The organism is Streptomyces sp. NPDC102467 (assembly GCF_044765445.1).
Classification (GTDB): domain Bacteria; phylum Actinomycetota; class Actinomycetes; order Streptomycetales; family Streptomycetaceae; genus Streptomyces.
In genome coordinates, this window is record NZ_JBIWKA010000010.1 from 143427 (window position 1) to 168887 (window position 25461).

Consider the following 25461-nt stretch of genomic DNA (forward strand, 5'->3'; position numbering starts at 1 on the left):
TAGCGGCACATCCCGCTAACGTTAGCGGCCCCGCTAGCGCCCCAAACCTGCTCTGATCAGGCTGCTAGCGGATAGCGGCCCACCTGCGAAAACCCCCGGAAACCGCCTGGGAGGGCCCGCCATGAGCTCCACCCTGCTCGCTATCGCCTTCATCCTGCTCATCACGCTCTGCTACGCCGGGATGTGTGCCACGGTCCCGTTCCGTGACTGCCCGCGCTGCAACGGCATGGGCCACGACATCAAGACCGACCGCAAAGGGCGCCAGAAGCGCGGCCACGACTGCCGCCACTGCAAGGCCACCGGCAAGCGCATCCGCCTCGGCCGCCACCTCTACAACCTGTGGGCCCGCACCTACCGCGACGGCACCCGCTGACCGGCTCGGAACGCGAGACGGCCGACGGTGCCCGTCATCAGACGTACCCCGCTCGTTGCCAGAGCTAGGCGGGCGCAACCGTCGGCCAGTCACCCGAGCTTGCCAGCACCCGAGGACACGCACAGCCAATCCCCCAACCCCCGCCCCGTCAAAGGAGTTTCCCGTGGCCGTGCACATCTCCCTGGTCCTGCTGTTCGGGCTGATCCTCGCCCTGCTCCTGCGCGCCAATAAGGGTTACGGCACCGCGCTCGTGGCCGCGCTGTTCGGCTTCTACCTCGCCAGCACCGGCGCCGCCGGAACCATCGACGACCTCATGAGCGCGCTCATCAGCGCCCTCCCCAACACCTGAGCAGTGAGAGGACAGGCCGTGAACGAGCCCACCACCTACCGCCCGGCCGAGACGGCCGGCACCGTCCACTACCCCACCCCGATAGCGGCCGGGGCGCCGATGTTGCCCGTACAGAACGGCCAGATTCCCGCCGTGCAGTCCATCGTCCTGCCCGACGGCCGCGTGGTCACCGGCTACGCCATCGACGCGACCAAGCCCGAACCGGTCGTGGCCAAGCCGGTCGTGTCGAGGGCCGCGGTGAACATCGCGCTCGGAGGCGTCGGCTTCCTCGCGGTCTGCGGCGGCCTGCTGCTGCTCACCACGTTCATCGCCGCACTCGCCGCGCTCATCCACCAGCTCATCATCCTGGCCGCCGTCATCTTCGGCGGCTGGGTCGCTGTGCAGGTCCTCGGCGCCTCACGCGGCGGGACCACGGTCAACATCCGCAGGGCCGTGATCAAGCGCAACCACTTCCACGGCTGATAGGCCCTACGGAGGCATTCCGCACTCACAGGGAGCCACTCGACGGTGGCGTGCGCGGTACGTCGCTGATGCCTAAATCAGCACGCATAGCACCCCGCATTGCATCCCAACGCTCCCAGAGCCAGCTTAAGTACGCCTCAATCTCTTCGAAAGATCCGTTCGGTTCTGGGTGACCCTCTTGCAGATTTTTCGTCCTGCGGTAGCTCTGCCCGAGAGCAAGAGCCAGCTCATCCAAGTGACCAAGAACCGAGGCAGAAGCAACCATCTGAGCCTCGGCAAAAGCCGCGTGATGCGCTTGACGCGCTGCTTCAAGTTCCTGGCTGGCTACTTCGTCCACCTCACCTCGGTGGACGAAGTACAGGAAGTTCATCAACTGAACCCGATACCTGCGGAAAGCAGCGTTCGTGTCCACGTAGCACGTGCGCCGTTGCTCCAACCCCACGCGTTCCTGCTCGCGCCGCCATTGAGCTCCGTCCGCTTGCTGGTGCCGCTCAAAGTCTGCTTCCAGAGCTCTGGCCTGAGAACGCTGGGAGAGGACCGGGGCCAGCAGCGTGCCCATCACACCGCACACCCCAACAACCAGAGCAATCACCGCGCTATTCATGGCCCCCCTGACTCCGCCCAGACGAGGGCAGCCGACGTCTCGCCAAAGTCCGCGGCTGCCCCCTGCCCCAGCTCACGGGAACTGGAGAACTCAGAATGACCCAACCCACTCACAACCCGCGAGACCCTTCCCCAAGGCACCTGCGAAACGCAGCACTGGACGCCGCTGCTCGCGGCTGGCACGTCTTCCCCCTACGCCCAGGCACCAAGCGGCCCGCCCTCCACGGCGAAGCCGCCTGCCCGGGCACCGGCCAGTGCGCTGGCGGACACTCGAAGTGGGAACAGCGCGCCACCACCGACCCCGCCCGCATCCGCGCCGCCTGGAGCGCGGGGGCGTTCAACGTCGGTATTGCCACCGGCCCTTCCGGGCTGCTGGTCGTCGACTTGGACATGCCCAAGGACAAGAGTAATGGGGACGCGCCTTGCGGCGCGGCGACCTTTGCGGCGCTCTGCGAGCGCACAGGGCACGCCGTCCCCAACACCTACCGAGTGCGGACCGCGAGCGGCGGACAGCATCTGTACTTCGCCATCCCGGAGGGCACCCAACTCGCCAACACCGCAGGAACCATCGGAGAGTTGGTGGACACTCGAGCATGGGGCGGATACGTCGTCGCCGCGGGCAGCACCACCAACAGCGGACCGTACGAAGTCCTGAGCGACTCTGTGGCGCTCCCGTTGCCCGGATGGCTACACACCATCCTCAAACCCACTCCCGTTCGCGCCACGGGGCCACTGAGGCTTCCTGCGGCCGACGGGAGCCGCGCAGCTCTGGCCGCCCTGGACGCGGAGTGCGCCATCGTCGCGGCGGCACCGGACAAGCAGCGCAACACCACGCTGAACCGGTGCGCCTTCAAAGTGGGGCGGTTCGTCGCGTGGGGCGACCTCCCCCGGCATGTGGTGGAGGAGGCCTTCCAAGGGGCGGGGGAGGCGAGCGGACTGACGCCGGCCGAGTGCCGCGCCACCATCCGCAGCGCCCTGGACAGCTCCGCCCGCACCGTCCGACCGCGGGAAGCAGCATGACCGGCCGTACCCGTCTCCCCTTGGAAGGCCTACCCGACAAGCCCACCTGCCTCCGTGCCGCCACACGACCCGTGGACGCCGGGGCCGTTGGCGCCCCGAAGGAAGTCGCCGAAGGCGTCCTCACTGCTGTTCGCCGTGACCCGCAGACCGGAGACGGCCGGTACCCCGTCGCATGGCTGCGCATCACTGCCCCGCGCGGCGCGACGCCGACCGCAACGTCAACATGCCTGTGCGGATGGGACCGCAGCGCCGTCGGACACCGCAGGGTGCTCGCCCTGATCAGCGACCACACCGGACACCGTGACCTCTGCCCGCTCCGCACCCCCCAGGAAGGGAGGGCCGCCGCATGATGGACCCCAGCACGATCGAGGGCGAGGAACTGCCCGCGCCCTCAAACCCGTTGGCCGTCGCCCGCCGTCTGCTGCCCGACTGGCAGACCGAGGACGGGCAACTCGTCTGCCGCCGCTGGCGTGCCTCCTGGATGCGCTGGAACGGCTCCAGCTGGCGCGAGCTGGACGACGCCCAGATGCGCGCCTCGATGTACCGACGCCTGGAACACGCCCTGTTCTACGTGCCCGGCAAGGACGGACAGCCCGAAGCGCGGGAGTGGGCACCGACCAAGCAGAAGATCAGCAACCTTCTCGACGCGCTCGGCGCGATCACCCTGCTGCCCACCGGCACCGATGCCCCGGTCTGGCTCGACACCAACGGCGAGGTGAGCGAGCAGGACGGCGGGACGATCGTGGCCTGTGAGAACGGCCTGCTCAGGATTAAAGACCGTGCGCTCCTCCCCCACGGACCGCACTTCTTCAACCTCGTATCCGTCCCCTTCGCCTACGACCCCACCGCGACCGCCCCAGCCTGGGAAAGGTTCCTGGCCCAGATCTGGCCCGACGACCTCGACGCGATCCACGCGCTTCAAGAGTGGTTCGGATACGTGCTCTCGGGCCGGACCGACCAGCAGAAGGTCATGTTGATCGTCGGTCCCTCCCGATCAGGAAAGGGCACCATCGCACGCGTCCTCAAAGAGCTGGTCGGCAAGGAAAACCTTGCCGGTCCCACCCTGGCCGGACTCGGCACGAACTTCGGACTGTCCACCCTGATCGGCAAGCCGCTCGCGGTCATCTCCGACGCCCGGCTGTCCGGCAGCGACAACAGTCAAGTGGTCGAGCGGCTGCTGACGATCTCCGGTGAAGACACCATCGACGTCGACCGCAAGTACCGCGAGCAATGGACGGGACGGCTGCCCACCCGGTTGATGCTGTTGTCCAACGAGCTGCCGCACTTCGGAGACTCATCCGGCGTCATCGCCAAACGATTCGTCCTGCTCAACATGCGGGTGTCGTGGCTGGGCAAGGAAGACACCACCCTCACCGACCGCCTCGCCGCAGAAATGCCCGGCATCCTCAACTGGGCCCTTGACGGCCTGGCCCGTCTCCAGCGGACCGGCCGCATCACAGAACCCCAGTCCAGCCGCGAAGCGGTCACCACCATGCAGGACACCGCCTCACCGACCAGCGCATTCGTCCGCGAGCGCTGCACCACCGGACCCGCATGCAGCGTGCCCGTGGACGCCCTGTGGAACGTGTGGCGCGAGTGGGCCGAGGACAACGGCGTGCGCCCCGGCACAAAGCAGGTGTTCGGCCGCAACCTGCTGTCCGTCGTACCCCAGCTCAACCGCACACGGCCCCGCGACGAGTACGGCCGGCAGGTGGTCACCTACAACGGGATCACCCTCGCTCAGTACGAACCACATTTGCCTGAGTCGCGACTCAGCGCGTCTCAAAGCCCCTCTGAGTGCCGTTGAGTGCCGATGAGTCGCGACTCAGAGCAATGTATTTCCAACTCACGGAGGCTCCAGTGAGCGCGCCCACCCCCGTCAAAGCTGATCCCCGCGCCACCCTCCGGGGCGGCCTGCCCGATCGGTACCTCACCCCCGGCGACATCGCCGAGATCTTCGAGGTTCCGCTCGAAACCGTCTACCAGTGGCGCAAGAAGCGCACCGGCCCGCCTGGCTTCCGCATCGGCAGGCATGTCCGCTACGACCCCGCTGACATCCGCGCCTACGTCACCGAACGCAAGCACGCAGACCGAGACGCAGCCTGACACGACCAGGCACCACACAGCTCGACACCCCAAGGGAGGGGCACACCCGTGCCCCTCCCTTCCGCATGCCCAGAAGGGATCGCGTCTCCAATGGCAGGCCACATCCAAGACCGCTGGTTCAAGACTGAGACCACCCCCGACGGTAAGACCGCCCGCGTTAAGAGCGACCGCTACGGCATTGGCCTGCGCTACCGCGCCCGCTACATCGGCCCCGACGGCACCGAGAAGTCCAAGAGCTTCCCCGACGGACAGAAGCGGCTCGCCGAGAAGTGGCTCACCAACACCGCATCGGACATGTCACGCGGCCACTACATCGACCCGCACGCAGCCCGAATCACCTTCAAGGGCTACGCCGAGAAGTGGCTCACGGCCCACAGTGCTGACCTGTCCAGCCAGATCGTCACCGAACAGCGGCTACGCCTGCACGCGTTCCCCGTCGTGGGCACGCGGCCGCTGGACTCATTCCGTCCTGAGCACATCCGCGAACTCACGAGCGCTCTGGAGAACGACCCCGCGGTGGGCGGAGCGTACGCGCGCAATATCTACGGCGACGTACGCGCTGTGCTGAGCGCAGCCGTGGACGACGGCCTTTTGCCGCGGAACCCGTGCTCCGCGAAGTCGGTCCGCCCGCCGACAGTCGAGCGGCGGCGCGTCGTGCCGTGGCTGCCCACCCAGGTACACGCCGTTCGTGCTGCGCTCCCCGAGCGCTACCGGACCATGGTGGACACGGGCGCAGGGTGCGGGCTCCGACAGGGCGAAGTCGTGGGACTCGCCGAGGACGCAATCGATTTCGAGGGCGGAATCCTGCGGGTAGTTCGGCAGGTGAAGCTCATCCGGGGAAAGGCTGTATTCGCCCCGCCGAAGTGTGGCAAGGAGCGGGATGTACCGCTGCCGGCATCAGTCGCGGAAGCTCTGCGTACCCACATGGACTCCTACAAGCCGGTTGAGATCACGTTGCCGTGGCGGAAGCCGGACGGACCGAAGGTGTCGGCCCGCCTCCTGTTCACGAACACCGCGAGCGGGGTCGTGTGGCGAAGCAACTTCAACATCCAGGAGTGGAAGCCCGCTCTGGCCTTGGCTGGCCTCATCCCTGACGCCGGAGAGAACGGCAAGCACGGCTCCGCCCGCGAGCACGGCATGCACGCGCTGAGGCACTTCTACGCGTCCGCTCTGTTGGACGCCGGCGAGAACATCAAGGCCGTCAGCCAGTACCTGGGGCACACCGACCCGGCATTGACGCTTCGGGTGTACGCCCATCTCATGCCGTCGAGCCAGGAACGGACTCGTCGGGCGATCGATGAGGTCTTGGGTTCGACAGTTCAAGCCCAATCGTAGACCTGGGCCTGCACAATGCTCCGTATGGATGCGGGGGTTATAGCGATCATCAGCTCAGCTTCGGGTCTACTCGGCGCCGCAGTCGGTGCGGGCGGAGCCGTCCTCTCAGCGAGAGTTGCTGGGCGCAGCCAAGAACATGCTCAGCAGTCCCAATGGCTTCGCCAAATTCGACGTGAGGCCTACGGCGCATTTCTCAACGCGGCTCACGACCTGCGCTCCGTAATAGGCCCACGCGGGCTCGCGCTGGAGCACGGCGAACCGTTCTCGACACCGGCTGACACAACTGAGTTGGTGGGCACTCTCGTCAGGGCCTGTCACACCGTGCAGCTCGAAGGCCCGCCCCCTGTTGCGGAGCAGGCGCACAAGCTGCTTCAGATCTTCCGTCAGTGGGCAGCAGCCACCCATTGGCGTGAGGCACATGAGGCGTCCGACGACGGCCACGCACATCTTGAGCAGCTTGCTGATCTCAACCTCATACACGCGGGTCATACAGCCGCCGCCGCACAGGACCAGTTCCTCACATCGGCCGGACAAGCGCTCGCGTCGATGGGGCACGGCCCAGAGACGGCCCAGTAACCCAAAACGGGCCCCTGATCCGCGCCAAACGCGCAGGTCGGGGGCCTTTTTGATGCCGGATCACTGCCAGTTCTCCGGGCTTAGGCATGGCTGTACCAGTGTCGCACGCGACCCCGATCAGCCAAGAATCCCGCCGATCAGCACCGCGACCCGAGATCCGTAAAGCCTCCACCGGTGCCCCGGCCGGCAGTAGCGCCGCCGTCTGCGACGCCCGCTCTGGTCGATGGATGTATCGCACCACTTGCACGGCGTGTAGCCGCTGTAGGTGCCGTTCTCGCCCCGCTCGGCACGCCTCATGGACCGGACCCTACGACAACGGGCCCCCACCCCGAGGTGGGAGCCCGTACCGGAACGGCAACGTTCGGGAGGGTCGGGTCAGGACCCCACGAACAGCACCAGAAGCAGCCACACCACCGGCGCGGTCGGCAGCAGCGAGTCGAGGCGGTCCATGATGCCCCCGTGCCCGGGGAGCAGCGTGCCCATGTCCTTGATGCCGAGGTCCCGCTTGATCATGGATTCGCCGAGGTCGCCGAGGGTCGCGCTCGCGGCGACGAGGACTCCGAGGATGAGGCCCTGCCACCAGGTGCCATCGTCCACCAGGAACTCCATGCACAGCACACCCGCCGCCATCGCGAACGTCACCGCGCCGACCAGACCCTCGCGGGTCTTGCCGGGGCTGATGCGCGGCGCGAGCTTGTGCTTGCCGAACCGCCAGCCGATCGCGTACGCCCCGGTGTCGCTGACCACGGTCAGGATCAGGAACGTGAGGACGCGCCAGGCGCCGTCGTCCGCGGTGAGCATCATCGCCACGAAGGTCGCGAGGAACGGCACGTAGAACGCGGCGAAGACCCCCGCCGTGACGTCCTTCAGGTAGCCCTCGGGCGGCTCGGTCATCCGCCACACCAGGACGGCGAGCGCGGTCAGCGCCATCGCCACCCAGGCGCCCTCGGCGCCGCGGACGTATCCGGCGACGACCATCGCCGCGCCGCCGACGGCCAGCGGCACGAGCGGGGCCTTGATGCCCTTGCGCTCATCGAGCCTCGACGTCAGCTCCCACAGACCGACGACGACGGCGACCGCTATCACGCCGACGAACACGGCCTTGACGATGAACAGCGACGCGATGATCACCACGCCGAGTCCGACGCCGACTCCTATGGCCGACCCGAGGTCCCGGCCGGCGCTCTTCTTCTGCTTCGGCGCGGAAGGCTGAGGCTGCGCAGGAGCGGCCGGGGCAGGCTGCGGCGCTGCGCCGGAGAGGGGCTCCGGCGGCGTCTGCGGGGTCGTCGTCTCGTCGCGGAACAGGGGGCCACTCAGCCGAGCGGCCCCCGGGTCGCCGTCCTGGTCCCCGTCCCCGCCACCAGCGGGCACGTCGGGCATATCGGGCACGATAGGCATGGGCCGAGTCTCCTCAACCGCGTGCCGTTCGTACGCGGGACCCGCCGGAGCGCGCCCCTGGTCGTACGAGGGGTCGTACGACGGCCCCTGACCGTAGGCGGGCCCTTGGCCGGCAGGCCCCCAGTACCCGGGCTCGGACGGCGTCCCCCAGGAAGAGTCGTTCACGGATTCCTCGAACCTCGATGTTCCGCGCTCGCTCAGACTTCGAGCAGCTCGGCTTCCTTGTGCTTGAGCAACTCGTCCACCTGGGCGACGTACTTGGCGGTGGTGTCGTCCAGTTCCTTCTCGCCGCGACGGCCCTCGTCCTCGCCGACGTCGCCGTCCTTGATCGCCTTGTCGATGGTGTCCTTGGCCTTGCGACGGACCGAGCGGATGGACACCTTGCTGTCCTCCGCCTTGGTCCTGGCGACCTTGATGTAGTCGCGGCGACGCTCCTCGGTGAGCTCGGGGAACGTCACTCGAATGATGCTGCCGTCATTGCTGGGGTTGACGCCCAGGTCGGAGTCCCGGATCGCCGTCTCGATGTTGCGCAGCGCGCTCTTGTCGAACGGGGTCACCACGGCCATCCGCGGCTCGGGCACCGAGAACGAGGCCAGCTGGTTGATCGGCGTCAGCGCACCGTAGTAGTCGGCCACGATCTTGTTGAACATCGCCGGGTGCGCACGACCGGTGCGGATCGCCGCGAAGTCCTCCTTGGCGACCACGACGGCCTTCTCCATCTTTTCCTCGGCCTCGAGGAGGGTCTCTTCGATCACCACTTGCTCCTGCGTGTCTTGAGTGAGGCCCGGCTTGCACGGGGCGGCCGGCTGCGTCGCGTGTCTGTTTCCCGCGCGGTTTCCTGCGGTGTCCTTGCACGGTGTCCGACCGGCAGGACATTGTCCATCCCTCTCGGCCCCACACAAGGGCCCGTACGGACATGAGGTTACGGACGTGAGGTTCAGGCGCGGGTACCCTGGTCGCCCACGAGCGTCCCGATCTTCTCACCCTTGACGGCCCGGGCGATATTGCCCGACGTCAGCAGCTCGAAGACGAGAATGGGCATCTTGTTGTCGCGGCACAGGGTGATCGCGGTCATGTCGGCGACCTTCAGGTCGCGCGTGATGACCTCGCTGTAGCTGAGCGCGTCGAACTTCACGGCCCCGGGGTTCGTCTTCGGGTCCGAGTCGTAGACGCCGTCCACGCCGTTCTTGCCCATGAGCAACGCCTCGGCGTCGATCTCCAGGGCGCGCTGCGCGGCAGTGGTGTCGGTGGAGAAGTACGGCATGCCCATACCGGCGCCGAAGATGACGACGCGGCCCTTCTCCAAGTGGCGCACGGCGCGCAACGGGATGTACGGCTCGGCGACCTGGCCCATCGTGATGGCGGTCTGCACGCGGCTGTCGATGCCTTCCTTCTCCAGGAAGTCCTGGAGGGCGAGGCAGTTCATGACGGTGCCGAGCATGCCCATGTAGTCGGAGCGGGCCCGGTCCATGCCGCGCTGCTGCAGCTCGGCGCCGCGGAAGAAGTTGCCGCCGCCGATGACGACGGCGATCTGCCACCCGTCGCGGACCACGGCCGCGATCTCCCGGGCGACGGCGTGCACCACGTCGGGGTCGACACCCAGACCCCCGCCCCCGGCGAACGCCTCACCTGAAAGCTTCAGCAGAAAGCGGCCCGCGCCTTTGCCGTCGTCGCTCTTGTCACCGTTGTCGGCCTGGGTGGTGGTCATGGAGTTCTCGCCTCTTTTACTTGGCACACATACGAAGGAGGCCACTGCCGGTGGGGTGTTCGCATCCCATGCGCGGCAATGGCCTCCTCGTCACATCTGCGGCCGTCCGGCGCGTACCCGGACGGCTGCTGTCGACCCTAGCGGGGTCTCGCGGCTGTCGCGGTACGGACTCAGATGCCGACCTTGATGCGCGAGAAGCGCTTCAGGGTGACACCGGCCTCCTGGAGGACCTTCTCGACGGACTTCTTGTTGTCGAGGGCGTACGGCTGACCGAGCAGCGTCGCCTCCTTGAAGAAACCGTTGACGCGACCCTCGACGATCTTCGGGAGCGCGGCCTCGGGCTTGCCCTCGGCGCGGGTGGTCTCCTCGGCGACACGACGCTCGGACTCGACGACCTCGGCCGGAACGTCCTCGCGGGAGAGGTACTTCGGCGCGAAGGCGGCGATGTGCTGCGCGACGCCCTTGGCGATCTCGGCGTTCTCCTTGTCGAGCTCGACAAGGACACCGATCTGCGGGGGCAGGTCGGGCATGGTGCGGTGCATGTACGCGGTCACGTAGCCGTCGGTGAACTGCGCGAAACGGTCCAGGACGATCTTCTCGCCGAGGGTGGCGTTCGCCTCGTCGACGAAGGCCTGGACGGTCTTGCCGGCCTCGATCTCGGAGGAGAGCAGCGTCTGCAGGTCGGCGGGGGTCGTCTTGGCGACGTGCGCGGCCAGCTGGTTCGCGACGGCCTGGAACTTCTCGCCCTTGGCGACGAAGTCCGTCTCGCACTTCAGCTCGACGATGACACCGGAGGTGTTGTCGTCGGCGATGAGGGAGACGACGGCACCGTTCTCGGCGGAACGGCCCTCGCGCTTGGCGACGCCCTTCTGACCCTTGATGCGCAGGGCCTCGACGGCCTTGTCGACACTGCCGTCGGCCTCGTCGAGCGCCTTCTTGCAGTCCATCATGCCGGCGCCCGTGAGCTCGCGGAGCTTCTTGACGTCAGCGGCGGTGTAGTTCGCCATGATCCTGGTTTTCTCTCTACGAAGTCTGAGAAGTCTGGAGTCGAAGGTCACGGGTGAACGGCGGGGGCCGAATAGGCCCCCGCCGTCACCTCATGAAACCGGTGTTGATCCCGGTACCCGTACGGGTCAGGCCTGCTCGGCGTCCGCGGCCGGAGCCTCGGTGGCGGCAGCCTCGGCGGCGGGCGCCTCAGCGGCCGGAGCCTCTTCGGCAACCGGAGCCTCGGCGGCGGGCGCCTCGGCAGCGGGGGCCTCGGCGGCCGGGGCCTCAGCGTCGTCGGCCTTCTTCTCGCCCTCGAGCAGGTCGCGCTCCCACTCGGCGAGCGGCTCGGCAGCGGCCTTCTCGCCCGGCTTCTGGTCGCCGGTCGCAGCGCCGGAGCGGGCGATGAGGCCCTCGGCGACGGCGTCGGCGATCACGCGGGTGAGCAGGGTGACGGAGCGGATCGCGTCGTCGTTGCCCGGGATCTTGTAGTCGACCTCGTCGGGGTCGCAGTTGGTGTCGAGGATCGCGACGACCGGAATGTTGAGCTTCCGGGCCTCACCAACCGCGATGTGCTCCTTCTTGGTGTCCACGATCCAGACGGCGCTGGGAACCTTGGACATCTCGCGGATACCACCGAGGGTCTTCTCCAGCTTGGCCTTCTCGCGCGAGAGCACGAGAAGCTCCTTCTTGGTGAGACCGGACGCGGCGACGTCCTCGAAGTCGATCTGCTCGAGCTCCTTGAGGCGCTGCAGACGCTTGTAGACGGTCGAGAAGTTGGTGAGCATGCCGCCCAGCCAGCGCTGGTTCACGTAGGGCATGCCGACGCGGGTCGCCTGCTCGGCGATCGCCTCCTGCGCCTGCTTCTTCGTGCCGACGAACATGACCGTGCCGCCGTGGGCGACGGTCTCCTTGACGAACTCGTAGGCGCGGTCGATGTACGACAGCGACTGGAGCAGGTCGATGATGTAGATGCCGTTGCGCTCCGTGAAGATGAAACGCTTCATCTTCGGGTTCCAACGACGGGTCTGGTGACCGAAGTGGACGCCGCTTTCCAGCAGCTCCCGCATCGTGACGACGGCCATGGCCGTACTCCTTGTGTGTTCTCGGTTGTTTCCTGACGCCCCGTTGCGCGCCTGCCGCGTACGTGAGTACGGGACCGAAGGACGCTGACACGAAGCCGTCAGGCTCGGTGCCGGGGCGTGCGAAGTCGATCCGGTGGCCCGGATCGCCACATGAAGTGTACGGGACCCGCGAGGTAGGGGGTGACGCCGCTGTCCACAACCGTTCGGTACTCCACATTTCCCGGCCATGATCCGCCGGAATCCGGTCGTCGGTGGATCCTCGGAGCCATGCGAAAACTACTCTGTGTAACGGTCACGCCGATTCGGATGGCACCGGTGGCGCCGGTCTATGTACGGGTGAGGCCGGCCTGTGCGCGGGCAACGCTGGTCTGTGTGACGGCGGCTCTGCTCCTCTGCGCCCTGCCGCACCGTGCGCTCGCGGACGGCTCCCGGTTCTGGCCGGTGGGCGACCGCCCGGCGGTGGTACGGCCCTGGTCCCCGCCGACGACTCCCTACGGGCCCGGCCATCGCGGCGTGGATCTGTCCGCCCCGATCGGCGCCCCGGTCCGCGCAGTCGCAGCCGGCCACGTCCTGTTCGCGGGCGAGGTGGCGGGCCGGGGCGTGCTGTCGGTGGAGCTGACGGGCACCGGGGACCCACCCCTACGCACGACGTACGAACCCGTGACGGCAACGGTCGAGAAGGGCGCACAGGTGGCGCCCGGCGCCCCGGTAGGCGTCCTGCAACTCCCGACAGGGCACTGCCCGCCCTCTTCCCCGTCCTGCCTGCACTGGGGTCTGCTGAGAGGCACCACGTACCTGGACCCGCTGTCCCTGCTGAACCCGTCCCAACTGCACGAAGCCCCGGCGAGGCTGCTACCGGTATGGGGATGGCCTCAGCCCGGCCTCGGGCGATCCGCCGCCTGGTGGGAAAACGGGGCGAGCGAGTCGCCGGCCGCCCCTGACGCCGAACAGCTCCTGAACACGCGCCCCAGCAGTGACCTCGCTAGGAACGGCCCCGCGTGAGCCCCAGCGGCGACCCCGCCAGGAACGGCCCCACGCGAGGGGAAGCGTGCCGGGCGGGGAGCGGGCCGGCGGGGAGCGGGCCCTGGGGAGAGCGGCCCGGCGGGGAGCCGTGCGCCGGGGAGAGCGGCCCCGCGGGGAGCGTGCCCTGGAGAGAGCGGCCCCGCGGAGAGCAGTCCCACGGGGAGCGGACCTGCGGGGAGCAGCCCGGCGGAGAGCAGCGGCCGCCGCACGAAGACCGGCCTCACAGGGAGCAGCCCGAGCAGGAACGGCCCCGCAGCGAGCGGCCACCGCACAAAGAACGACCCCACGGGGAGCATCCCGAGCAGGGGGCCCCGCAGGGAGCGGTCGCCGCACCAGGAACGGCCTCGCCGGGGAACAGCCTGACCAGGAGCAGCCTCACCAGGAACGACCCCGCGATGAAGCGCCCCGGGAAGGACAACCCAACGAGGAGCAGTCCCACAGAGAACGGCCCCCACGAACGGCCGCGTATGAAGCGACCTGGCAAGGAACGACCCCGCGAGGAACGATCCCGCGAAGAACAACCCCGCTGGGAGCCCCGCAGGGAGCCACCCCGAGGCCGATAAACCGAGCTTCAGCCGCGAACGCCGCGCAGCGCCATCGCCACGGCCGCGTCCACGATCACGCCCGGATCCTCCGCTGCACCGAGCTCGATCCGCCGCACCGCCGCGTCTACGACACCCTGCAACAGCATCGCGGCGAGCCGGGGCTGCTCGTGCCCCATCTCCGCGAGCGCCTCGACGATCATCGCGACGAGCCCGCCGTGCGCGGCGCGGATCTTCTCCCGCGCCCCGGCGTCCAGCTCGCTCGCCGAGATGGCCACCACAGCGCGGTGCCGCCGGTCCCCGACCAGGGCCAACTGTTCCCGCACATACGCCTCGACCTTGCCCTCGGGCGTCGCGGCCCGCGCCATCCCGTCCTCGACCTCGGCGGCCCACACCGGGAAGTCGACCTCGCACAGCTCCTCGACCACCGCCGCGCGGGATTTGAAGTACTCGTACACGGACGACCGCGCGAGCCCCGTCCGCTCGGCCAGCGCGGGAAACGTCAGCGCCTCCGTCCCTCCCTCGGACAGCAGGGAGCGCGCCGCGTCCAGAAGGGCGCCGCGCTGCATCGACCGGTGCTCGGCCACAGAGGCCGCTCGAATCCTTGGCACGGCTCCACTTTACGGACGCCCCGCCCGGTACGGGAGTCGCACCGGCCACCCCGCACGACCGGCCCGGCAGGGACGATTCGTCACCACCAGCGGTGTTCGGCCGCTCAACGGCCGAAACTGGCCAGCTTCGCCCGCAACTGAAGCACCGACTTCGTGTGGATCTGACTGACCCGGCTCTCCGTGACCCCGAGCACGTTGCCGATCTCCGCGAGCGTGAGGCCCTCGTAGTAGTAGAGCGTCACCACGGTCTTCTCCCGCTCCGGCAACGTGGTGATCGCCCGCGCCAGGAACCTCCGCAGTTCCCGGTCCTCGGCGACCTCCACCGGATTGTCCGCCGCACGGTCCTCGAGGGTGTCCATGAGGCTGAGCCGGTCCCCGCTCTCACCACCGACGTGCAGCAGCTCCTCGAGCGCCACCACGTTGGCCAGCGACAACTGGCTGAAAACCGCATGCAGTTCCTCCAGCGCCACCCCCATCTCCTCCGCGACCTCGGTCTCCGAGGGGCTGCGCCGCAGCTTGGCCTCCAGCGTCGCGTAGGCCCGCTCCACATTGCGCGCCTTCTGCCGCACGGACCGCGGGATCCAGTCCAGGGCCCGCAGCTCGTCGATCATCGCGCCGCGGATCCGGGTGATCGCGTACGTCTCGAACTTGATCTCGCGCTCGATGTCGAACTTCTCGATCGCGTCGATCAGCCCGAAGACGCCCGACGAGACGAAGTCGGCCTGCTCGACATTGGGCGGAAGCCCCACGCTGACCCGGCCGGCGACGTACTTCACCAGCGGCGAATAGTGCAGGATCAGCTGCTCGCGCAACCGCTCGTCGCCGGTCGCCTTGTACGACCTCCACAGCTCCTCTAGGGAGGAGGGAGCCGGAGGCCGCACGCTGGAGCCGCGGGCGGCGGGGGGGACCGCCGCCCGGCCGGATCCGGAGGTGTGCTGTGGCATGCGCCGCCTTGTGCCGTTCTGCTGCGTACCGACGGAGTCGGACAGGGAGTCGGGGAGAGTGGCCGAGGTTCTGGTCGCTGGATTCGCTTTGCTGATGAAGATGCCGTCTTGCCCGTCTGATGGTGACTGGTGCCGAACCGCCTGCCTGAGTCCGGTTTGAGGGGACGAACCCGAATCCTGGTGAGCGTAGCGTGACTGGAGTGTCGCAGTGTGCGAAGGGTATGGGATCGTACGCGCGCAGATACGTTCCGTTGGGGGACTTGCGCGAGCGCTTCCGTTCCCGTACGTGATCGGGTCGAACCGTCAACTACCGGAAATGCCAAGGCCATCGGGGTTCATCCGGACGGCGGAACACGCTGCGTCACGGAACGTCCCCGTCCGGAATCCCCGGTCGGATCGCCTGGCGTGTCAACTGCCAGCCATCGCCGTGTCGTTCGACGAACCCCAAAGAGCGCAGCTCGTACAACCTCCCGATCGTGTCGTCCGCGCTCGCCGCCCCGTCCCGGCCGATCTCCGCGACCGAGCGCATCCCTTGCGCGGGCAACGCGGCGAGCACCCGCGCCGTGGCCGGTGGCAGCAGATCACGCGGCAGCACGGGCCCTCGTCGCTCCGGCGCCAGCTCTCCCATCTCCCCGACCAGCTCGACGACTTCCGCGGCATCGGTGACCAGCACACCCTCTTTGCGCAGCAGTTCGTGCACCCCGGCGGAGACACTGCTGGTCACCGGCCCCGGCACCCCCATCGCATGACGGCCCAGGCGCTGGGCCCAACGGGCCGTGCCCAGAGCACCGCTGCGATAGGCCGCTTCGACGACGACCGTGCCTCTGGTGAGCGCGGCGATCACCCGGTTCCGCAGGATGAAACGGCTGGGCGTCGGGTGATCACCGGGCGGCAACTCACTCACCACAAGCCCCTGTTCCGCGACACGGTCGATCAACTGGGCGTGGCCGCGCGGATAGATGCGATCGACACCACAGGCGAGGACCGCGACAGTGGCCCCCGCCGCGCCGAGTGCCCCACGGTGCGCCGCCGCGTCGACCCCGTACGCACCCCCGGAGACGACGACCCACCCGCGCTCGGCCAGTCCGGCGCCGAGGCTCGCGCCCATCCGCACCCCGTACTCCGTGCATGCTCGCGCGCCCACCACGGCCACCGAGCGCAGCGCCCACATCCGCAGGCTCGCCCCGCCCCGCAGCCACAGCCCCACGGGTCGCGCGTCCCCCAGGTCGTCCAACTGCCCCGGCCACTCGGCATCCCCCGGGCACACGAAGCGCGCCCCGAGCTTCTCCACCCGCTCCAAGTCCCGCTCCGGCGATGGTGTTTCACGGGCTCTCGCGAGCAGCCCGGCCCAGCGCTCGGCGCGCACCCCCGGCAACGGCGGCGGCTCGTCGCCTCCCTCGTCGGCTTCGTCGATCCGCCGCACGGTCTCCACGGGACCGAACTCCCTGAGCCAGCTCCCCGCCACCTCCCAGCCCGGCTCGACGATCCGGGTCAGCCGGGCCCGCGCGAGCCGCACCTCCTGCGGGGCACGCGCCGCCGTCATGAGCCGGCCCCGATCGTCATCGGCACTCCGCGCGAGATCCCGGTCCGCAGTTGCAGCGCGAGCGCAACGTCCTGGGCGAAGGGACGGTCGCGCCCCGCGAGATCGGCCACGGTCCAGGCCACCCGCAGAATCCGGTCGAGTCCACGGGCGGTCAGGAAGCCGCGTTCCAGATCCAGTTCCGCCTCGTCCAAGGCACCTGGTGCGGCGGGCCACCGCGTACGCAAGGCGTGTCCTGGCACTTCGCTGTTGGTTCGCCAGGGGGTCTCCGCGAACCGCGCCACCGCCCGCTCCCGCGCTGCCCGCACCCGGTCGGCGACGACCTGGGTGCTCTCGCCCCGCGGCCCGTGACCGGCCAGTTCGTTGCGGGTGACGGCGTCCACCTCGACGCGCAGGTCGACCCGGTCGAGGAGCGGCCCGGAGAGCCGCGCCTGATAGCGCCGCACGGTGGCCGGCGGGCAGTCGCACTCTCCGCCCAGGGCCCGGTACTGCCCACACGGGCAGGGGTTCGCGGCGAGCGCCAGCAGGAAGCGCGCGGGCAGCCGCACCACCCCGGCGCTGCGGGCGATCACCACATGCCCCGCTTCGAGCGGCTGGCGCAGGGCGTCAAGTGCCCGGCCGCTGAACTCGGGCGCCTCGTCCAGGAACAGCACACCCCTGTGGGACAGCGACACGGCTCCCGGCCGTGCCACCCCGGGCCCGCCTCCGACGAGGGACTGCATGGTCGCCGAGTGGTGAGGTGCGCAGTACGGCGCGGTGTCGATCATCGAGGTGCCCGGTGGCAGTATCCCGGCCACCGAGTGGATCGCGGTGACCTCCAGGGACTCCTGGCGGGTGAGCGGCGGCAGGACGGCCGGCAACCGCTCGGCGAGCATCGTCTTGCCTGCTCCGGGCGGACCCGAGAGCATCACGTGGTGTCCGCCCGCGGCGGCGACCTCGATGGCGGTGCGGGCCGACATCTGGCCGACGACATCGGACAGATCGAGCCCATGCCCCTCGTGCGACGGTCCCCCGAGCCCCATGCCCGCACCGCTGCCCGGAATGCTCAGGCCGGAGAGCATCGGATCGGGACGGCCGCGCTCGTCGGGGTCCTCGTCCGGCACCGGCTCGTCCGTCAGTACCGCGATGAGCTGGCGCAGGCTGCGGACCCCGAGAACGGAGACGCCCGGCACCAGAGTCGCCTCGCCGACCGTGCACTCGGGGACCACGACCTGCTCGTATCCCGCACCGGCCGCGGCGAGGACGGCCGGCAGTACACCGCGGACCGGCCGCACCCGCCCGTCGAGCCCCAGCTCCCCGATCATCACGATGTCGGCGAGGACCCGCGGATCGATGCGCTCGGCCGCACCGAGCACGGCGCAGGCGACGGCCAGGTCGAAACCGCTGCCGCCCTTGGGTACCGACGCCGGGCTGAGACCCACCGTGAGCTTCTTCTGCGGCCAGTCCGCCCCGGAGTTGACCACCGCCGCCCTGACCCGGTCGCGGCTCTCGACGAGGCTCTTGTCGGGCAGGCCCACGAGCGTGAACGCGGCGATGCCCGGTTCCAGGTCCGCCTGCACTTCGACGACGACGCCCTCGACACCCACCAGGGCCACGGAGCACGTACGCGCGAAGCCCATCAGGACACCCCCCGCACGTGCTCGACGCGCGGAGCTCCGCGCTCCGGCAGGAGGACGCCGACCAGATCGATCCGGACGCCACCGGGTGGCGCTCCTCCGTGCTCCTGCACCCACCGCTGCGCGAGCTGCCGCAGCCGTCGGGCCTTGATCGGAGTGATCGCGCCCATGGGGTGCTCGAAGGGCGCATGCTCCTCGCCCCGCCCCCTGCGGGTCTTGACCTCGCACACGACGATCGCGTCGCCGTCCCGCGCCACGATGTCCAGCTCGCCTGTTCGGCCCGCTCGCCAGTTCCTCGCGAGCACCGTCATCCCGGCGTCGGTCAGCCGCCTCGCGGCCAGATCCTCGCCGTACTTTCCCATTGCGCCCCGTGCGTTCACGTCGGCACCACCTCCGACACCCACGCTGACGCACGGGCCCTCACGAAGTGGATCTTGGTGAACTACTCACGGGTTGTGGAAAACTCCGTCACCCGTCAGGGCGTCACGGCCATATCGGGCCGACCATATGAGGGCCGCCGAACACCCGGCAGGTCAACCCGACCCGGGCCGACTCAACTACCGGGGAGCTCCAGGTCGCTCTTGTTGAGCTCTTCAATGTTCACGTCCTTGAACGTGAGGACCCGCACCTGCTTGACGAACCGGGCGGGCCGATACATGTCCCAGACCCACGCGTCCGCCATCGAGACCTCGAAGAACACCTCGCCCTGAACCGAGTGCACCTGCATCTCGTAGTCATTGGTGAGGTAGAAACGCCGCTCGGTCTCGATCACGTATTTGAACAGCCCGACGACATCGCGGTACTCCCGGTAGAGCTTCAGCTCCATCTCGGTCTCGTACTTCTCGAGGTCCTCGGCGCTCATGGCATGTTCCCCTTCAGCCGTGCGTCCCCCTATTGTGCGCCAGCCCCTGGGGCCTCTAGACGATTTCCGTGTCGAGGACCAGCGGCCGGCTCGGGGGACCATCGTCGAGCAGCCGGTTCAGCAGCTCGGCGAGTCTGGTCGGATACACCGTCTCATGCGCCTCGGCCAGTTCCCGGTACGTCCACCAGCGTGCTCCGGCGACGCTGCGCCGTTCCAGGTCGGTCAGGCCGTTCTCGTTGATCTCCGGGCGTACCGCCGTGGCGGTCGTCCGGGCCAGGAAGTACCACTCGTCCTGGTCCCAGCGCCGCCCGTCGAACGGGAACGAGCAGATCCGCTGCCACAGCACAGGCCCCAGCTCCACGTCGGTGATGCCGGTCTCCTCTGCGAGTTCCCGCAGCGCCGCCTCTTCACGCGTCTCGTCGCCCTCCAGGCCGCCGCCCGGCGTGAACCACCAGTCGTCCGCCCTGTCATCGGGCTCGTGCCCGTGCAGCAACAGGACGCGCCCTTCCGGGTCGAGCAGTACGACCCGGGCCACCCTGCGCAATTCGGGGCCGAGCTCAGGCACGGACGGGCTCCGCCGCCCTCGTCCGGGGCCGCCGCGACCGCTTGGCGATCGGCCCGTACGCCGCCCCCGCGAGCACGAGGACCGCGCCCGCGACCACGGCTGTCAGCATCAGCTTGAGCGGCCCCGGCTGGGAGATCCCGCCGGGCAACGCCTCGAAGCCGGTGGGCTTCGCCAGCATGCCGTCCATAGGCCAGGCCACCGCGTCCACGCGGCCCCGCACGGCGCCGCGCTCCACCGAGCCGTGATCGGCGTCTTGGAGGTGGACGGTGGAGTCGAGGGATCCGCTGCGCTCGTCGCCGAGCATGAAGAGCCGGCCCTCAGGGACTGTCGTGGTTTTGATGCCGGTGAGCGACACGCTCTTGCCGGCCGGAAGATACGGTTCAGCAATCTTCTGACCGTTGATGGTCAGCTTGCCGTCCGTGCAGCAGGCGACCTTGTCGCCGCCGATGCCGACAACGCGCTTGACCATCGGCATGTCGCCCCAGCTGGCCTCCTGGAAGACGACGACGTCACCGCGCTTGACCTCACTGCCGTCGATGCGCTGGGCGAGGACACGGTCGCCCGCGCCGATCGTCGGCGTCATCGACTCGGTGGGCACCGTGTACGGCTGGTAGACGATGGCGCCCCATACGAACCCGCCGAGGAACAGCACACAGCCGAGGGCCACGGCTATGCCCGACAGCGCGCTGCCGACCTGGCCGTGGCCCTCGTCCGTACGACGTGTCCTGCTCATCCCAGTTGCTCCCCGCGTTGGAGAAATCGACCCTCGCGTTCCGGCCTCGGAACGGCACGGACCACGGAAGATCGGCGATCTGGGACGGCACCCTACCCGGCGGTACCGGTCGCAGAAACCCTGGTGTTCCCCTCGGTAAGGCGCTGGTTGATCTTGCGCCTGCGCCACAGGACCAGCGGCAACGCGCCTGCGAGGCCGAGCGCCCCCGGAGCCGCGCCCGCCGCGGCGTTGATGCCCGGCTGGTCGAAGGTGTCCGGCACCGGCAGCGTCGACCAGTGCGTGGGCGGCCAGGCGACGACGATGGCCCGGCCCACGACGTTGTCGACCGGCACGAAGCCGCCGTTCTTGTCGTTCTGGTGGTAGCGGGAGTCCGCCGAGTCCTGGCGGTGGTCACCCATGACCCAAACTTTGCCATCAGGAACCTTCACCTTGAAGGTTCCGCCCGCGTTGTCGGCGCTGCACGGGGTGTTGCCCGCGTACACGTACGGCTCGTTGAGTGCGTTGCCGTTGACCTTGAGCGGACCCGTGCTCTTGCACTCGATGGTGTCGCCGCCGACTCCGATGACGCGCTTGATGAGGTCCTTCTCGTTGGCGGACGGCATCAGGCCGACCCAACTGAGGACCTGCTGCACCGCGTTCGGATCCGCGGTGGGCTCACCCTCGAGCCACTTGGCCGGGTCGTGGAAGACGATGACCTCGCCCCGCTCGGGCTCCGAGCCGAACCACGGAGTGAGCTTGTCGACGAGTACGCGGTCGCCGATCTGCAGCGTGTTCTCCATCGAAGCCGAGGGGATCGAGAACGCCTGGACCAGGAACGTCTTGATCACCAGGGCGAGGACGAGGGCGATGATGATGAGGAGCGGCAGCTCCTTCCAGAAGGAGCGGGGCTTCTTCCCGCTCGCGACCTCGTCACTGCCGGATCCCGCCTCGCCCGGGGGTGCCGACTCCACCGCGTCACCGTCCCCGGGAACGCGGTCCGTCACGGCCGGACTCGCCGCGTCGCCGGATCGCCCGGGCTGCTCTTCGGGTCCATGCCCTGACCGTGCGCCGACCGCCAAGTCCCCCACATCCACTCCTCGCTCCGTGCCGCTGCCTGATCCCTACGCGATGCAGGCCCACCATTCCCATAACGAGCGGGAGTTCCGCAGGGGTCGGGAGGGGGTTCAATCCGTCCGAATCCGATGTCACCGAACTCGATACGGCGCTGTTCGCGGTGGCCAGCCTATGCGACGCGCCGGGGGCCGCGGTCGACCTGTCACCATGCGAGTCGGCCACCGCCGCGAACGTGTCCGGCTCCCCGAGCCCGGCCCAGTGCCCGATGGGCCACACGATCCACCGGGCACGGCCCACGACAGACTTCTCCGAGACGGTCCCGTTGAACTTCTCGGTGAGGTGATAGCGCGAGTCCGCCGAGTTGGCGCGGTGGTCCCCCATCACGAACAGCCGCCCCTCGGGCACCTTCACCGAGAAGTCGAACTTGGAGGGGGCGTTGCCCGGGTGGATGTACGAAGTCTCGTTCAGGGGAGTCCCGTTGACCGTGACGCGCCCTTGATCGTCACAGCACTTCACGGTGTCGCCGCCGACTCCGACGACCCGTTTGATGAGATCGCGCTCGTTGTCGGACGGCAGCAGTCCGATCCAGGTGAGGCCCGTCTTGATCTGCTTGACGCCGACAGGGGCGTCCTTCGTCTGGCCGGTCTCCTGCTCGAGCCACCTGCCGGGATCCTGGAAGACGACGACATCGCCGCGCTGCACCTTCGCGCCGAACCACGGAGTGAGTTTGTCGACGACGACCCGGTCACCGATCTTGATCGTCTGTTCCATGGAGCCCGACGGGATCACGAAGGCCTGCACGAGGAACGTCTTCAGGACGAGAGCTATCAGCAGGGCCACGCCTATGAGGAGGGGTATCTCCTTGATCGCGGAGCGCCTTCTGCGTCGCTTCACCTTGCGGGCCAGCTTGCGCCGCTCGGCGCGGCCGGGCAGTGGCTGGCCGCTGGTGGGCCGGCTCCCGGTGGGCAGTTGCTCGTCGGAGTACTGGTCCGGGCGGTCCTTGCCTCGCCTACCCATGGGCACCGCCGAGTGCGGGCACGCGCGCGTAGACGTCATCACGTGACAATGAGTGCCAGTGTCCGGCAGGCCAGCCGATCCACTGCGCCTTTCCGATCACCTGGTCGACGGGGACGAATCCGCCGCCCGGCGCGCCCAAGTAGTCGCGGGAGTCACGGGAGTCGCTGCGATGGTCACCGAGCAGAAAGAGGCTGCCGTCGGGAACCTTGATGTCGAACGGCACCTCCGAAGGAGCGTCCCCCGCGTGCAGCAGGGAGCTCTCGTCCACGGACTGCCCGTTCACCTCGATCCTCCCCTTGCTGTCGCAGCAGAGCACGCGGTCTCCCCCTACGCCGACGACGCGCTTGATGTAGTCGGCGTTCCCGAAGTACCCGCTGCCGTCGAAGACGACCACGTCTCCTCGCCTCGGTTCGGCACCGAAACGGTACGCCACCTTATTTACGAGGACGCGGTCCCCGACCCTCAACGTGGTCTCCATCGAACCGCTGGGTATCTGGAAGGGTTGCATCACAAAGACGCCGAAGGCCCACAGGAAAGCGAGGCACAGAAGCAGCGTGAGTGTGATGCGGCCGCCGGGCAGCCAGGCGACGACCCCGGACAGCAAAGAGGAGCGCGACCGGTCCTCCTCGCCCGCCGAGATGTTCTCTGGTGGCTCGGAGGAGCGGTCGCGCTCCAGATGCTGCTGTGCTTCGGTGTCCATCGAGGCCAGATGGTATCCGGCCGCGCTGTGACCCCACCGCGAGAGGGTGCTCTCGCGGGCGCGAGATCAGTGCTCGCGCTTCTCCTTGATCTTCGCGGCCTTGCCGCGCAGCTCGCGCAGGTAGTACAGCTTGGCGCGGCGGACGTCACCCTTGGTGACGAGCTCGATCTTCTCGACGATCGGCGTGTGCACCGGGAAGGTGCGCTCGACGCCGACGGAGAAGGAGACCTTGCGGACCGTGAAGGTCTCGCGGACGCCGGCGCCCTGGCGGCGGATGACTACGCCCTTGAACTGCTGCACACGGGAGCGGTTGCCCTCGATGACGCGGACGTGGACGTTGACCGTGTCACCCGGGCGGAAGGCCGGGAGGTCGGTGCGGATCGACGCGGCGTCGACGGAGTCGAGCAGGTGAGTCATGATCGTCTGCTTTCTTCACCGATGCCACAGGTCATCGGCGGGAGGGTATGCGATGAGTTTCGGTAGCTGATCGCGTCGGGCTCAGCGTCGTTCCCCCTGTGGCAGGGGCGCAGGCTGGACGTACAGCAGCGGCCTATTCTTCCACGGCTTCGGGCGTTGGCCCAAATCGCCCGTCGGGTCCGGGCCGCCAGCCCAGGATCGAGAGCATTTCCCGGTCCTTCTTGTCGAAGGCCTTCGGATCCGTGCGCTCGACGAGGTCGGGCCGGTGGCGCACGGTACGCCGCAGCGCCTCGTCACGGCGCCAGCGCGCGATCTTGCCGTGGTGGCCGCTGAGGAGCACGTCCGGGATGTCCCGGCCGCGCCACTCGGGCGGCTTGGTGTAGACGGGGCCCTCCAGGAGGTTGGCCATGGCGCCGGGCGCGAAGGAGTCGTCCTGGTGCGAGGCGGCATTGCCGAGCACGCCCGGCAACAGGCGGGCGACCGCCTCCGTGATCACGAGCACCGCGGCTTCGCCGCCCGCGAGGACGTAGTCACCGATGGAGACTTCGTAGACCGGCATCCGGGTCGCGTACTCGTCGATGACGCGACGATCGATGCCCTCGTAGCGCGCGGGCGTGAAGACCAGCCAGGGGCGCTCGGAGAGCTCCACGGCGAGTTCCTGGGTGAAGGGGCGGCCGCTGGGCGTGGGGACGACCAGGACGGGCCCCTGCGCCCCGTTCTCGTACCCGTCTGCCAGGACGGCGTCGAGGGCGTCGCCCCACGGTTCGGTCTTCATGACCATGCCGGGGCCGCCACCGTAGGGGGTGTCGTCGACCGTGTTGTGCCGGTCGTACGTCCACTCCCTCAGGTCGTGGAGGTGGACATCGAGCTGCCCACGCGCGCGTGCCTTGCCGACGAGCGAGACGTTCAGCGGTTCGAGGTACTCGGGGAAGATCGTGACGACGTCGAGCCTCATGCGGACTCGTCCTCGGCGGCGTCGCGGTCGGAGGCGACCTCCGCCTGGCCGTCGATGAGGCCGGGCGGCGGGGTGATGACCGCCTTCTGCTCCTCGAGGTCGATCTCGGCGACGATCTCCTCGACGAACGGGATCATGACCTCGCTGCCATCGGGCCGCTCCACGATGAACAGGTCCTGCGAGGGCAGGTGCGAGATCTCCGTGATGCGCCCGACCTCGGTGCCGTCTGCCGTGACGACGTCGAGGTCCATGAGCTGGTGGTCGTAGAACTCTTCCGGGTCCTCCGGCAGCTCCTCCGGGTCGACCTCGGCGATCAGGAGCGTGTTGCGCAGTGCTTCCGCCCCTGTCCGGTCGCGAACGCCCGCGAAGCGCAGCAGCAACCGCCCGCTGTGGACACGGCCGGACTCGATGGTGAGCGGCCCGGTGGCGGCGGGGTCGGTGGCGAGCACCGCACCGGGGCCGAGCCGCAGCTCGGGCTCGTCGGTGCGCACCTCGATGGTGACGTCGCCCTTGATGCCGTGGGCGCGGCCGATGCGCCCGACTACCAACTGCACGATCGGTGACTCTCCTGTCATGCCTGTTCATACGACTAAGGCCGGGGACGGCTCGTAAGCCCTCCCCGGCCCGAGCCGGTGTTCAACTTGTCAGCGAGCCTGGTCTACGTCGACGAGGTCGACGCGGACACCGCGGCCGCCGATGGCGCCCACGACAGTACGCAGAGCACGCGCGGTGCGGCCGTTACGACCGATCACCTTGCCGAGGTCATCGGGGTGAACCCGGACCTCGAGCACGCGCCCACGCCGCAGGTTGCGCGAGGCGACCTGCACGTCGTCGGGGTTGTCGACAATGCCTTTCACGAGGTGCTCAAGAGCCTCCTCGAGCAT

Annotated in this window: 29 protein-coding genes; 8 read left to right on the forward strand and 21 right to left on the reverse strand. The window is 68.7% G+C overall.

The window, feature by feature from the left end:
- Positions 1-121: 121 nt before the first annotated feature.
- From ACIREE_RS22015 to ACIREE_RS22025, 3 genes are all read left to right on the forward strand, one after another.
- On the forward strand, positions 122-373 hold the full coding sequence (locus ACIREE_RS22015) for a hypothetical protein (RefSeq protein WP_404154621.1): 252 nt from the start codon (positions 122-124) through the stop codon (positions 371-373).
- A 163-nt stretch (positions 374-536) separates the two neighbouring features.
- Positions 537-722 carry a hypothetical protein gene (locus ACIREE_RS22020; RefSeq protein ID WP_404154624.1) on the forward strand — a complete coding sequence of 62 codons (186 nt, stop codon included), beginning with the start codon at positions 537-539 and terminating at the stop codon, positions 720-722.
- A gap of 18 nt (positions 723-740) precedes the next feature.
- Positions 741-1184: a hypothetical protein gene (locus ACIREE_RS22025; RefSeq protein ID WP_404154627.1), complete on the forward strand. Its 444-nt coding sequence runs from the start codon at positions 741-743 to the stop codon at positions 1182-1184.
- A gap of 25 nt (positions 1185-1209) precedes the next feature.
- Here the strand turns inward: ACIREE_RS22025 and ACIREE_RS22030 are convergent, their stop codons facing one another.
- Complete coding sequence (locus ACIREE_RS22030) at positions 1210-1788, reverse strand: hypothetical protein (protein ID WP_404154630.1); 579 nt, start codon at positions 1786-1788, stop codon at positions 1210-1212.
- 95 nt (positions 1789-1883) lie between these two features.
- Here ACIREE_RS22030 and ACIREE_RS22035 point away from each other — a divergent pair, with 95 nt between their 5' ends.
- From ACIREE_RS22035 to ACIREE_RS22050, 4 genes are all read left to right on the forward strand, one after another.
- A complete protein-coding gene (locus ACIREE_RS22035; RefSeq protein ID WP_404154633.1) occupies positions 1884-2807 on the forward strand; it encodes a bifunctional DNA primase/polymerase in 924 nt (307 codons plus the stop codon).
- Between the two features lie 346 nt (positions 2808-3153).
- Entirely contained in the window at positions 3154-4614 is a 1461-nt protein-coding gene (locus ACIREE_RS22040) for a phage/plasmid primase, P4 family (protein WP_404154636.1), read from the forward strand.
- Between the two features lie 26 nt (positions 4615-4640).
- Positions 4641-4913 (forward strand): helix-turn-helix transcriptional regulator, encoded by a 273-nt coding sequence (locus ACIREE_RS22045; RefSeq protein ID WP_404154638.1) that lies wholly within the window; start codon positions 4641-4643, stop codon positions 4911-4913.
- Positions 4914-5003: 90 nt separating this feature from the next.
- On the forward strand, positions 5004-6248 hold the full coding sequence (locus ACIREE_RS22050; protein ID WP_404154641.1) for a tyrosine-type recombinase/integrase: 1245 nt from the start codon (positions 5004-5006) through the stop codon (positions 6246-6248).
- 951 nt (positions 6249-7199) lie between these two features.
- Here the strand turns inward: ACIREE_RS22050 and ACIREE_RS22055 are convergent.
- The 5 genes from ACIREE_RS22055 to rpsB all read right to left on the reverse strand — a co-directional run bounded on the left by ACIREE_RS22055 (position 7200) and on the right by rpsB (position 11999).
- Complete coding sequence (locus tag ACIREE_RS22055; RefSeq protein ID WP_404154643.1) at positions 7200-8387, reverse strand: phosphatidate cytidylyltransferase; 1188 nt, start codon at positions 8385-8387, stop codon at positions 7200-7202.
- Between the two features lie 32 nt (positions 8388-8419).
- Positions 8420-8977 (reverse strand): ribosome recycling factor, encoded by a 558-nt coding sequence (gene frr / locus ACIREE_RS22060; RefSeq protein WP_404154646.1) that lies wholly within the window; start codon positions 8975-8977, stop codon positions 8420-8422.
- A gap of 182 nt (positions 8978-9159) precedes the next feature.
- Positions 9160-9930, reverse strand: a complete 771-nt coding sequence (gene pyrH / locus ACIREE_RS22065) for a UMP kinase (protein WP_404154648.1) — start codon at positions 9928-9930, stop codon at positions 9160-9162.
- A gap of 170 nt (positions 9931-10100) precedes the next feature.
- Positions 10101-10937 carry a translation elongation factor Ts gene (gene tsf / locus ACIREE_RS22070; protein ID WP_404154650.1) on the reverse strand — a complete coding sequence of 279 codons (837 nt, stop codon included), beginning with the start codon at positions 10935-10937 and terminating at the stop codon, positions 10101-10103.
- A 126-nt stretch (positions 10938-11063) separates the two neighbouring features.
- Complete coding sequence (rpsB, locus tag ACIREE_RS22075; RefSeq protein ID WP_404154653.1) at positions 11064-11999, reverse strand: 30S ribosomal protein S2; 936 nt, start codon at positions 11997-11999, stop codon at positions 11064-11066.
- 306 nt (positions 12000-12305) lie between these two features.
- On the opposite strand from rpsB, the gene ACIREE_RS22080 reads away from it, so the two are divergent.
- Positions 12306-13001, forward strand: a complete 696-nt coding sequence (locus ACIREE_RS22080; protein WP_404154656.1) for a M23 family metallopeptidase — start codon at positions 12306-12308, stop codon at positions 12999-13001.
- A 592-nt stretch (positions 13002-13593) separates the two neighbouring features.
- Here the strand turns inward: ACIREE_RS22080 and ACIREE_RS22085 are convergent.
- The 15 genes from ACIREE_RS22085 to ACIREE_RS22155 form a co-directional block, all read right to left on the reverse strand.
- Complete coding sequence (locus ACIREE_RS22085) at positions 13594-14151, reverse strand: TetR/AcrR family transcriptional regulator (RefSeq protein ID WP_404155142.1); 558 nt, start codon at positions 14149-14151, stop codon at positions 13594-13596.
- Positions 14152-14279: 128 nt separating this feature from the next.
- Entirely contained in the window at positions 14280-15119 is an 840-nt protein-coding gene (gene whiG, locus ACIREE_RS22090; RefSeq protein WP_404154659.1) for an RNA polymerase sigma factor WhiG, read from the reverse strand.
- A gap of 361 nt (positions 15120-15480) precedes the next feature.
- Positions 15481-16662 carry a DNA-processing protein DprA gene (dprA, locus tag ACIREE_RS22095; RefSeq protein WP_404154662.1) on the reverse strand — a complete coding sequence of 394 codons (1182 nt, stop codon included), beginning with the start codon at positions 16660-16662 and terminating at the stop codon, positions 15481-15483.
- A complete protein-coding gene (locus ACIREE_RS22100; protein WP_404154664.1) occupies positions 16659-18278 on the reverse strand; it encodes a YifB family Mg chelatase-like AAA ATPase in 1620 nt (539 codons plus the stop codon). Before ACIREE_RS22100 ends, dprA begins: the two co-directional genes overlap by 4 nt.
- The gene (locus ACIREE_RS22105; RefSeq protein ID WP_404154667.1) at positions 18278-18655 is read right to left on the reverse strand and encodes a YraN family protein; all 378 of its coding nucleotides are present in this window, start codon (positions 18653-18655) and stop codon (positions 18278-18280) included. Before ACIREE_RS22105 ends, ACIREE_RS22100 begins: the two co-directional genes overlap by 1 nt.
- Positions 18656-18828: 173 nt before the next feature.
- Positions 18829-19137, reverse strand: a complete 309-nt coding sequence (locus tag ACIREE_RS22110; protein WP_005311352.1) for a DUF2469 domain-containing protein — start codon at positions 19135-19137, stop codon at positions 18829-18831.
- A 55-nt stretch (positions 19138-19192) separates the two neighbouring features.
- On the reverse strand, positions 19193-19702 hold the full coding sequence (locus ACIREE_RS22115) for an NUDIX hydrolase (RefSeq protein ID WP_404154670.1): 510 nt from the start codon (positions 19700-19702) through the stop codon (positions 19193-19195).
- Positions 19695-20435 carry a signal peptidase I gene (gene lepB / locus ACIREE_RS22120; RefSeq protein WP_404154673.1) on the reverse strand — a complete coding sequence of 247 codons (741 nt, stop codon included), beginning with the start codon at positions 20433-20435 and terminating at the stop codon, positions 19695-19697. Before lepB (ACIREE_RS22120) ends, ACIREE_RS22115 begins: the two co-directional genes overlap by 8 nt.
- Positions 20436-20527: 92 nt before the next feature.
- On the reverse strand, positions 20528-21502 hold the full coding sequence (gene lepB, locus ACIREE_RS22125) for a signal peptidase I (protein WP_404154675.1): 975 nt from the start codon (positions 21500-21502) through the stop codon (positions 20528-20530).
- Positions 21390-22505: a signal peptidase I gene (gene lepB, locus ACIREE_RS22130; protein WP_404155145.1), complete on the reverse strand. Its 1116-nt coding sequence runs from the start codon at positions 22503-22505 to the stop codon at positions 21390-21392. Before lepB (ACIREE_RS22130) ends, lepB (ACIREE_RS22125) begins: the two co-directional genes overlap by 113 nt.
- The gene (gene lepB / locus ACIREE_RS22135; RefSeq protein WP_404154678.1) at positions 22498-23205 is read right to left on the reverse strand and encodes a signal peptidase I; all 708 of its coding nucleotides are present in this window, start codon (positions 23203-23205) and stop codon (positions 22498-22500) included. Before lepB (ACIREE_RS22135) ends, lepB (ACIREE_RS22130) begins: the two co-directional genes overlap by 8 nt.
- Before the next feature lie 66 nt (positions 23206-23271).
- Positions 23272-23622 (reverse strand): 50S ribosomal protein L19, encoded by a 351-nt coding sequence (rplS, locus tag ACIREE_RS22140; RefSeq protein WP_404154681.1) that lies wholly within the window; start codon positions 23620-23622, stop codon positions 23272-23274.
- Between the two features lie 133 nt (positions 23623-23755).
- A complete protein-coding gene (gene trmD, locus ACIREE_RS22145) occupies positions 23756-24577 on the reverse strand; it encodes a tRNA (guanosine(37)-N1)-methyltransferase TrmD (protein ID WP_404154683.1) in 822 nt (273 codons plus the stop codon).
- Positions 24574-25131 (reverse strand): ribosome maturation factor RimM, encoded by a 558-nt coding sequence (rimM, locus tag ACIREE_RS22150; protein ID WP_404155148.1) that lies wholly within the window; start codon positions 25129-25131, stop codon positions 24574-24576. The genes trmD and rimM overlap by 4 nt, the downstream gene beginning before the upstream one ends.
- Positions 25132-25221: 90 nt before the next feature.
- Positions 25222-25461, reverse strand: a complete 240-nt coding sequence (locus ACIREE_RS22155) for an RNA-binding protein (protein WP_324767399.1) — start codon at positions 25459-25461, stop codon at positions 25222-25224.

Excerpts from the sequence above, each read along its gene's own strand:
- ACIREE_RS22015 (WP_404154621.1), top strand. The coding sequence starts at position 122 with ATGAGCTCCACCCTGCTCGCTATCGCCTTCATCCTGCTCATCACGCTC.
- ACIREE_RS22030 (WP_404154630.1), bottom strand. The coding sequence starts at position 1,788 with ATGAATAGCGCGGTGATTGCTCTGGTTGTTGGGGTGTGCGGTGTGATG.
- ACIREE_RS22035 (WP_404154633.1), top strand. The coding sequence starts at position 1,884 with ATGACCCAACCCACTCACAACCCGCGAGACCCTTCCCCAAGGCACCTG.
- ACIREE_RS22040 (WP_404154636.1), top strand. The coding sequence starts at position 3,154 with ATGATGGACCCCAGCACGATCGAGGGCGAGGAACTGCCCGCGCCCTCA.
- ACIREE_RS22045 (WP_404154638.1), top strand. The coding sequence starts at position 4,641 with ATGTATTTCCAACTCACGGAGGCTCCAGTGAGCGCGCCCACCCCCGTC.
- ACIREE_RS22050 (WP_404154641.1), top strand. The coding sequence starts at position 5,004 with ATGGCAGGCCACATCCAAGACCGCTGGTTCAAGACTGAGACCACCCCC.
- pyrH (WP_404154648.1), bottom strand. The coding sequence starts at position 9,930 with ATGACCACCACCCAGGCCGACAACGGTGACAAGAGCGACGACGGCAAA.
- tsf (WP_404154650.1), bottom strand. The coding sequence starts at position 10,937 with ATGGCGAACTACACCGCCGCTGACGTCAAGAAGCTCCGCGAGCTCACG.
- rpsB (WP_404154653.1), bottom strand. The coding sequence starts at position 11,999 with ATGGCCGTCGTCACGATGCGGGAGCTGCTGGAAAGCGGCGTCCACTTC.
- ACIREE_RS22080 (WP_404154656.1), top strand. The coding sequence starts at position 12,306 with ATGGCACCGGTGGCGCCGGTCTATGTACGGGTGAGGCCGGCCTGTGCG.
- whiG (WP_404154659.1), bottom strand. The coding sequence starts at position 15,119 with ATGCCACAGCACACCTCCGGATCCGGCCGGGCGGCGGTCCCCCCCGCC.
- dprA (WP_404154662.1), bottom strand. The coding sequence starts at position 16,662 with ATGACGGCGGCGCGTGCCCCGCAGGAGGTGCGGCTCGCGCGGGCCCGG.
- ACIREE_RS22100 (WP_404154664.1), bottom strand. The coding sequence starts at position 18,278 with ATGGGCTTCGCGCGTACGTGCTCCGTGGCCCTGGTGGGTGTCGAGGGC.
- ACIREE_RS22110 (WP_005311352.1), bottom strand. The coding sequence starts at position 19,137 with ATGAGCGCCGAGGACCTCGAGAAGTACGAGACCGAGATGGAGCTGAAG.
- lepB (WP_404154673.1), bottom strand. The coding sequence starts at position 20,435 with ATGAGCAGGACACGTCGTACGGACGAGGGCCACGGCCAGGTCGGCAGC.
- lepB (WP_404155145.1), bottom strand. The coding sequence starts at position 22,505 with ATGGGTAGGCGAGGCAAGGACCGCCCGGACCAGTACTCCGACGAGCAA.
- lepB (WP_404154678.1), bottom strand. The coding sequence starts at position 23,205 with ATGGACACCGAAGCACAGCAGCATCTGGAGCGCGACCGCTCCTCCGAG.
- rplS (WP_404154681.1), bottom strand. The coding sequence starts at position 23,622 with ATGACTCACCTGCTCGACTCCGTCGACGCCGCGTCGATCCGCACCGAC.
- trmD (WP_404154683.1), bottom strand. The coding sequence starts at position 24,577 with ATGAGGCTCGACGTCGTCACGATCTTCCCCGAGTACCTCGAACCGCTG.
- ACIREE_RS22155 (WP_324767399.1), bottom strand. The coding sequence starts at position 25,461 with ATGCTCGAGGAGGCTCTTGAGCACCTCGTGAAAGGCATTGTCGACAAC.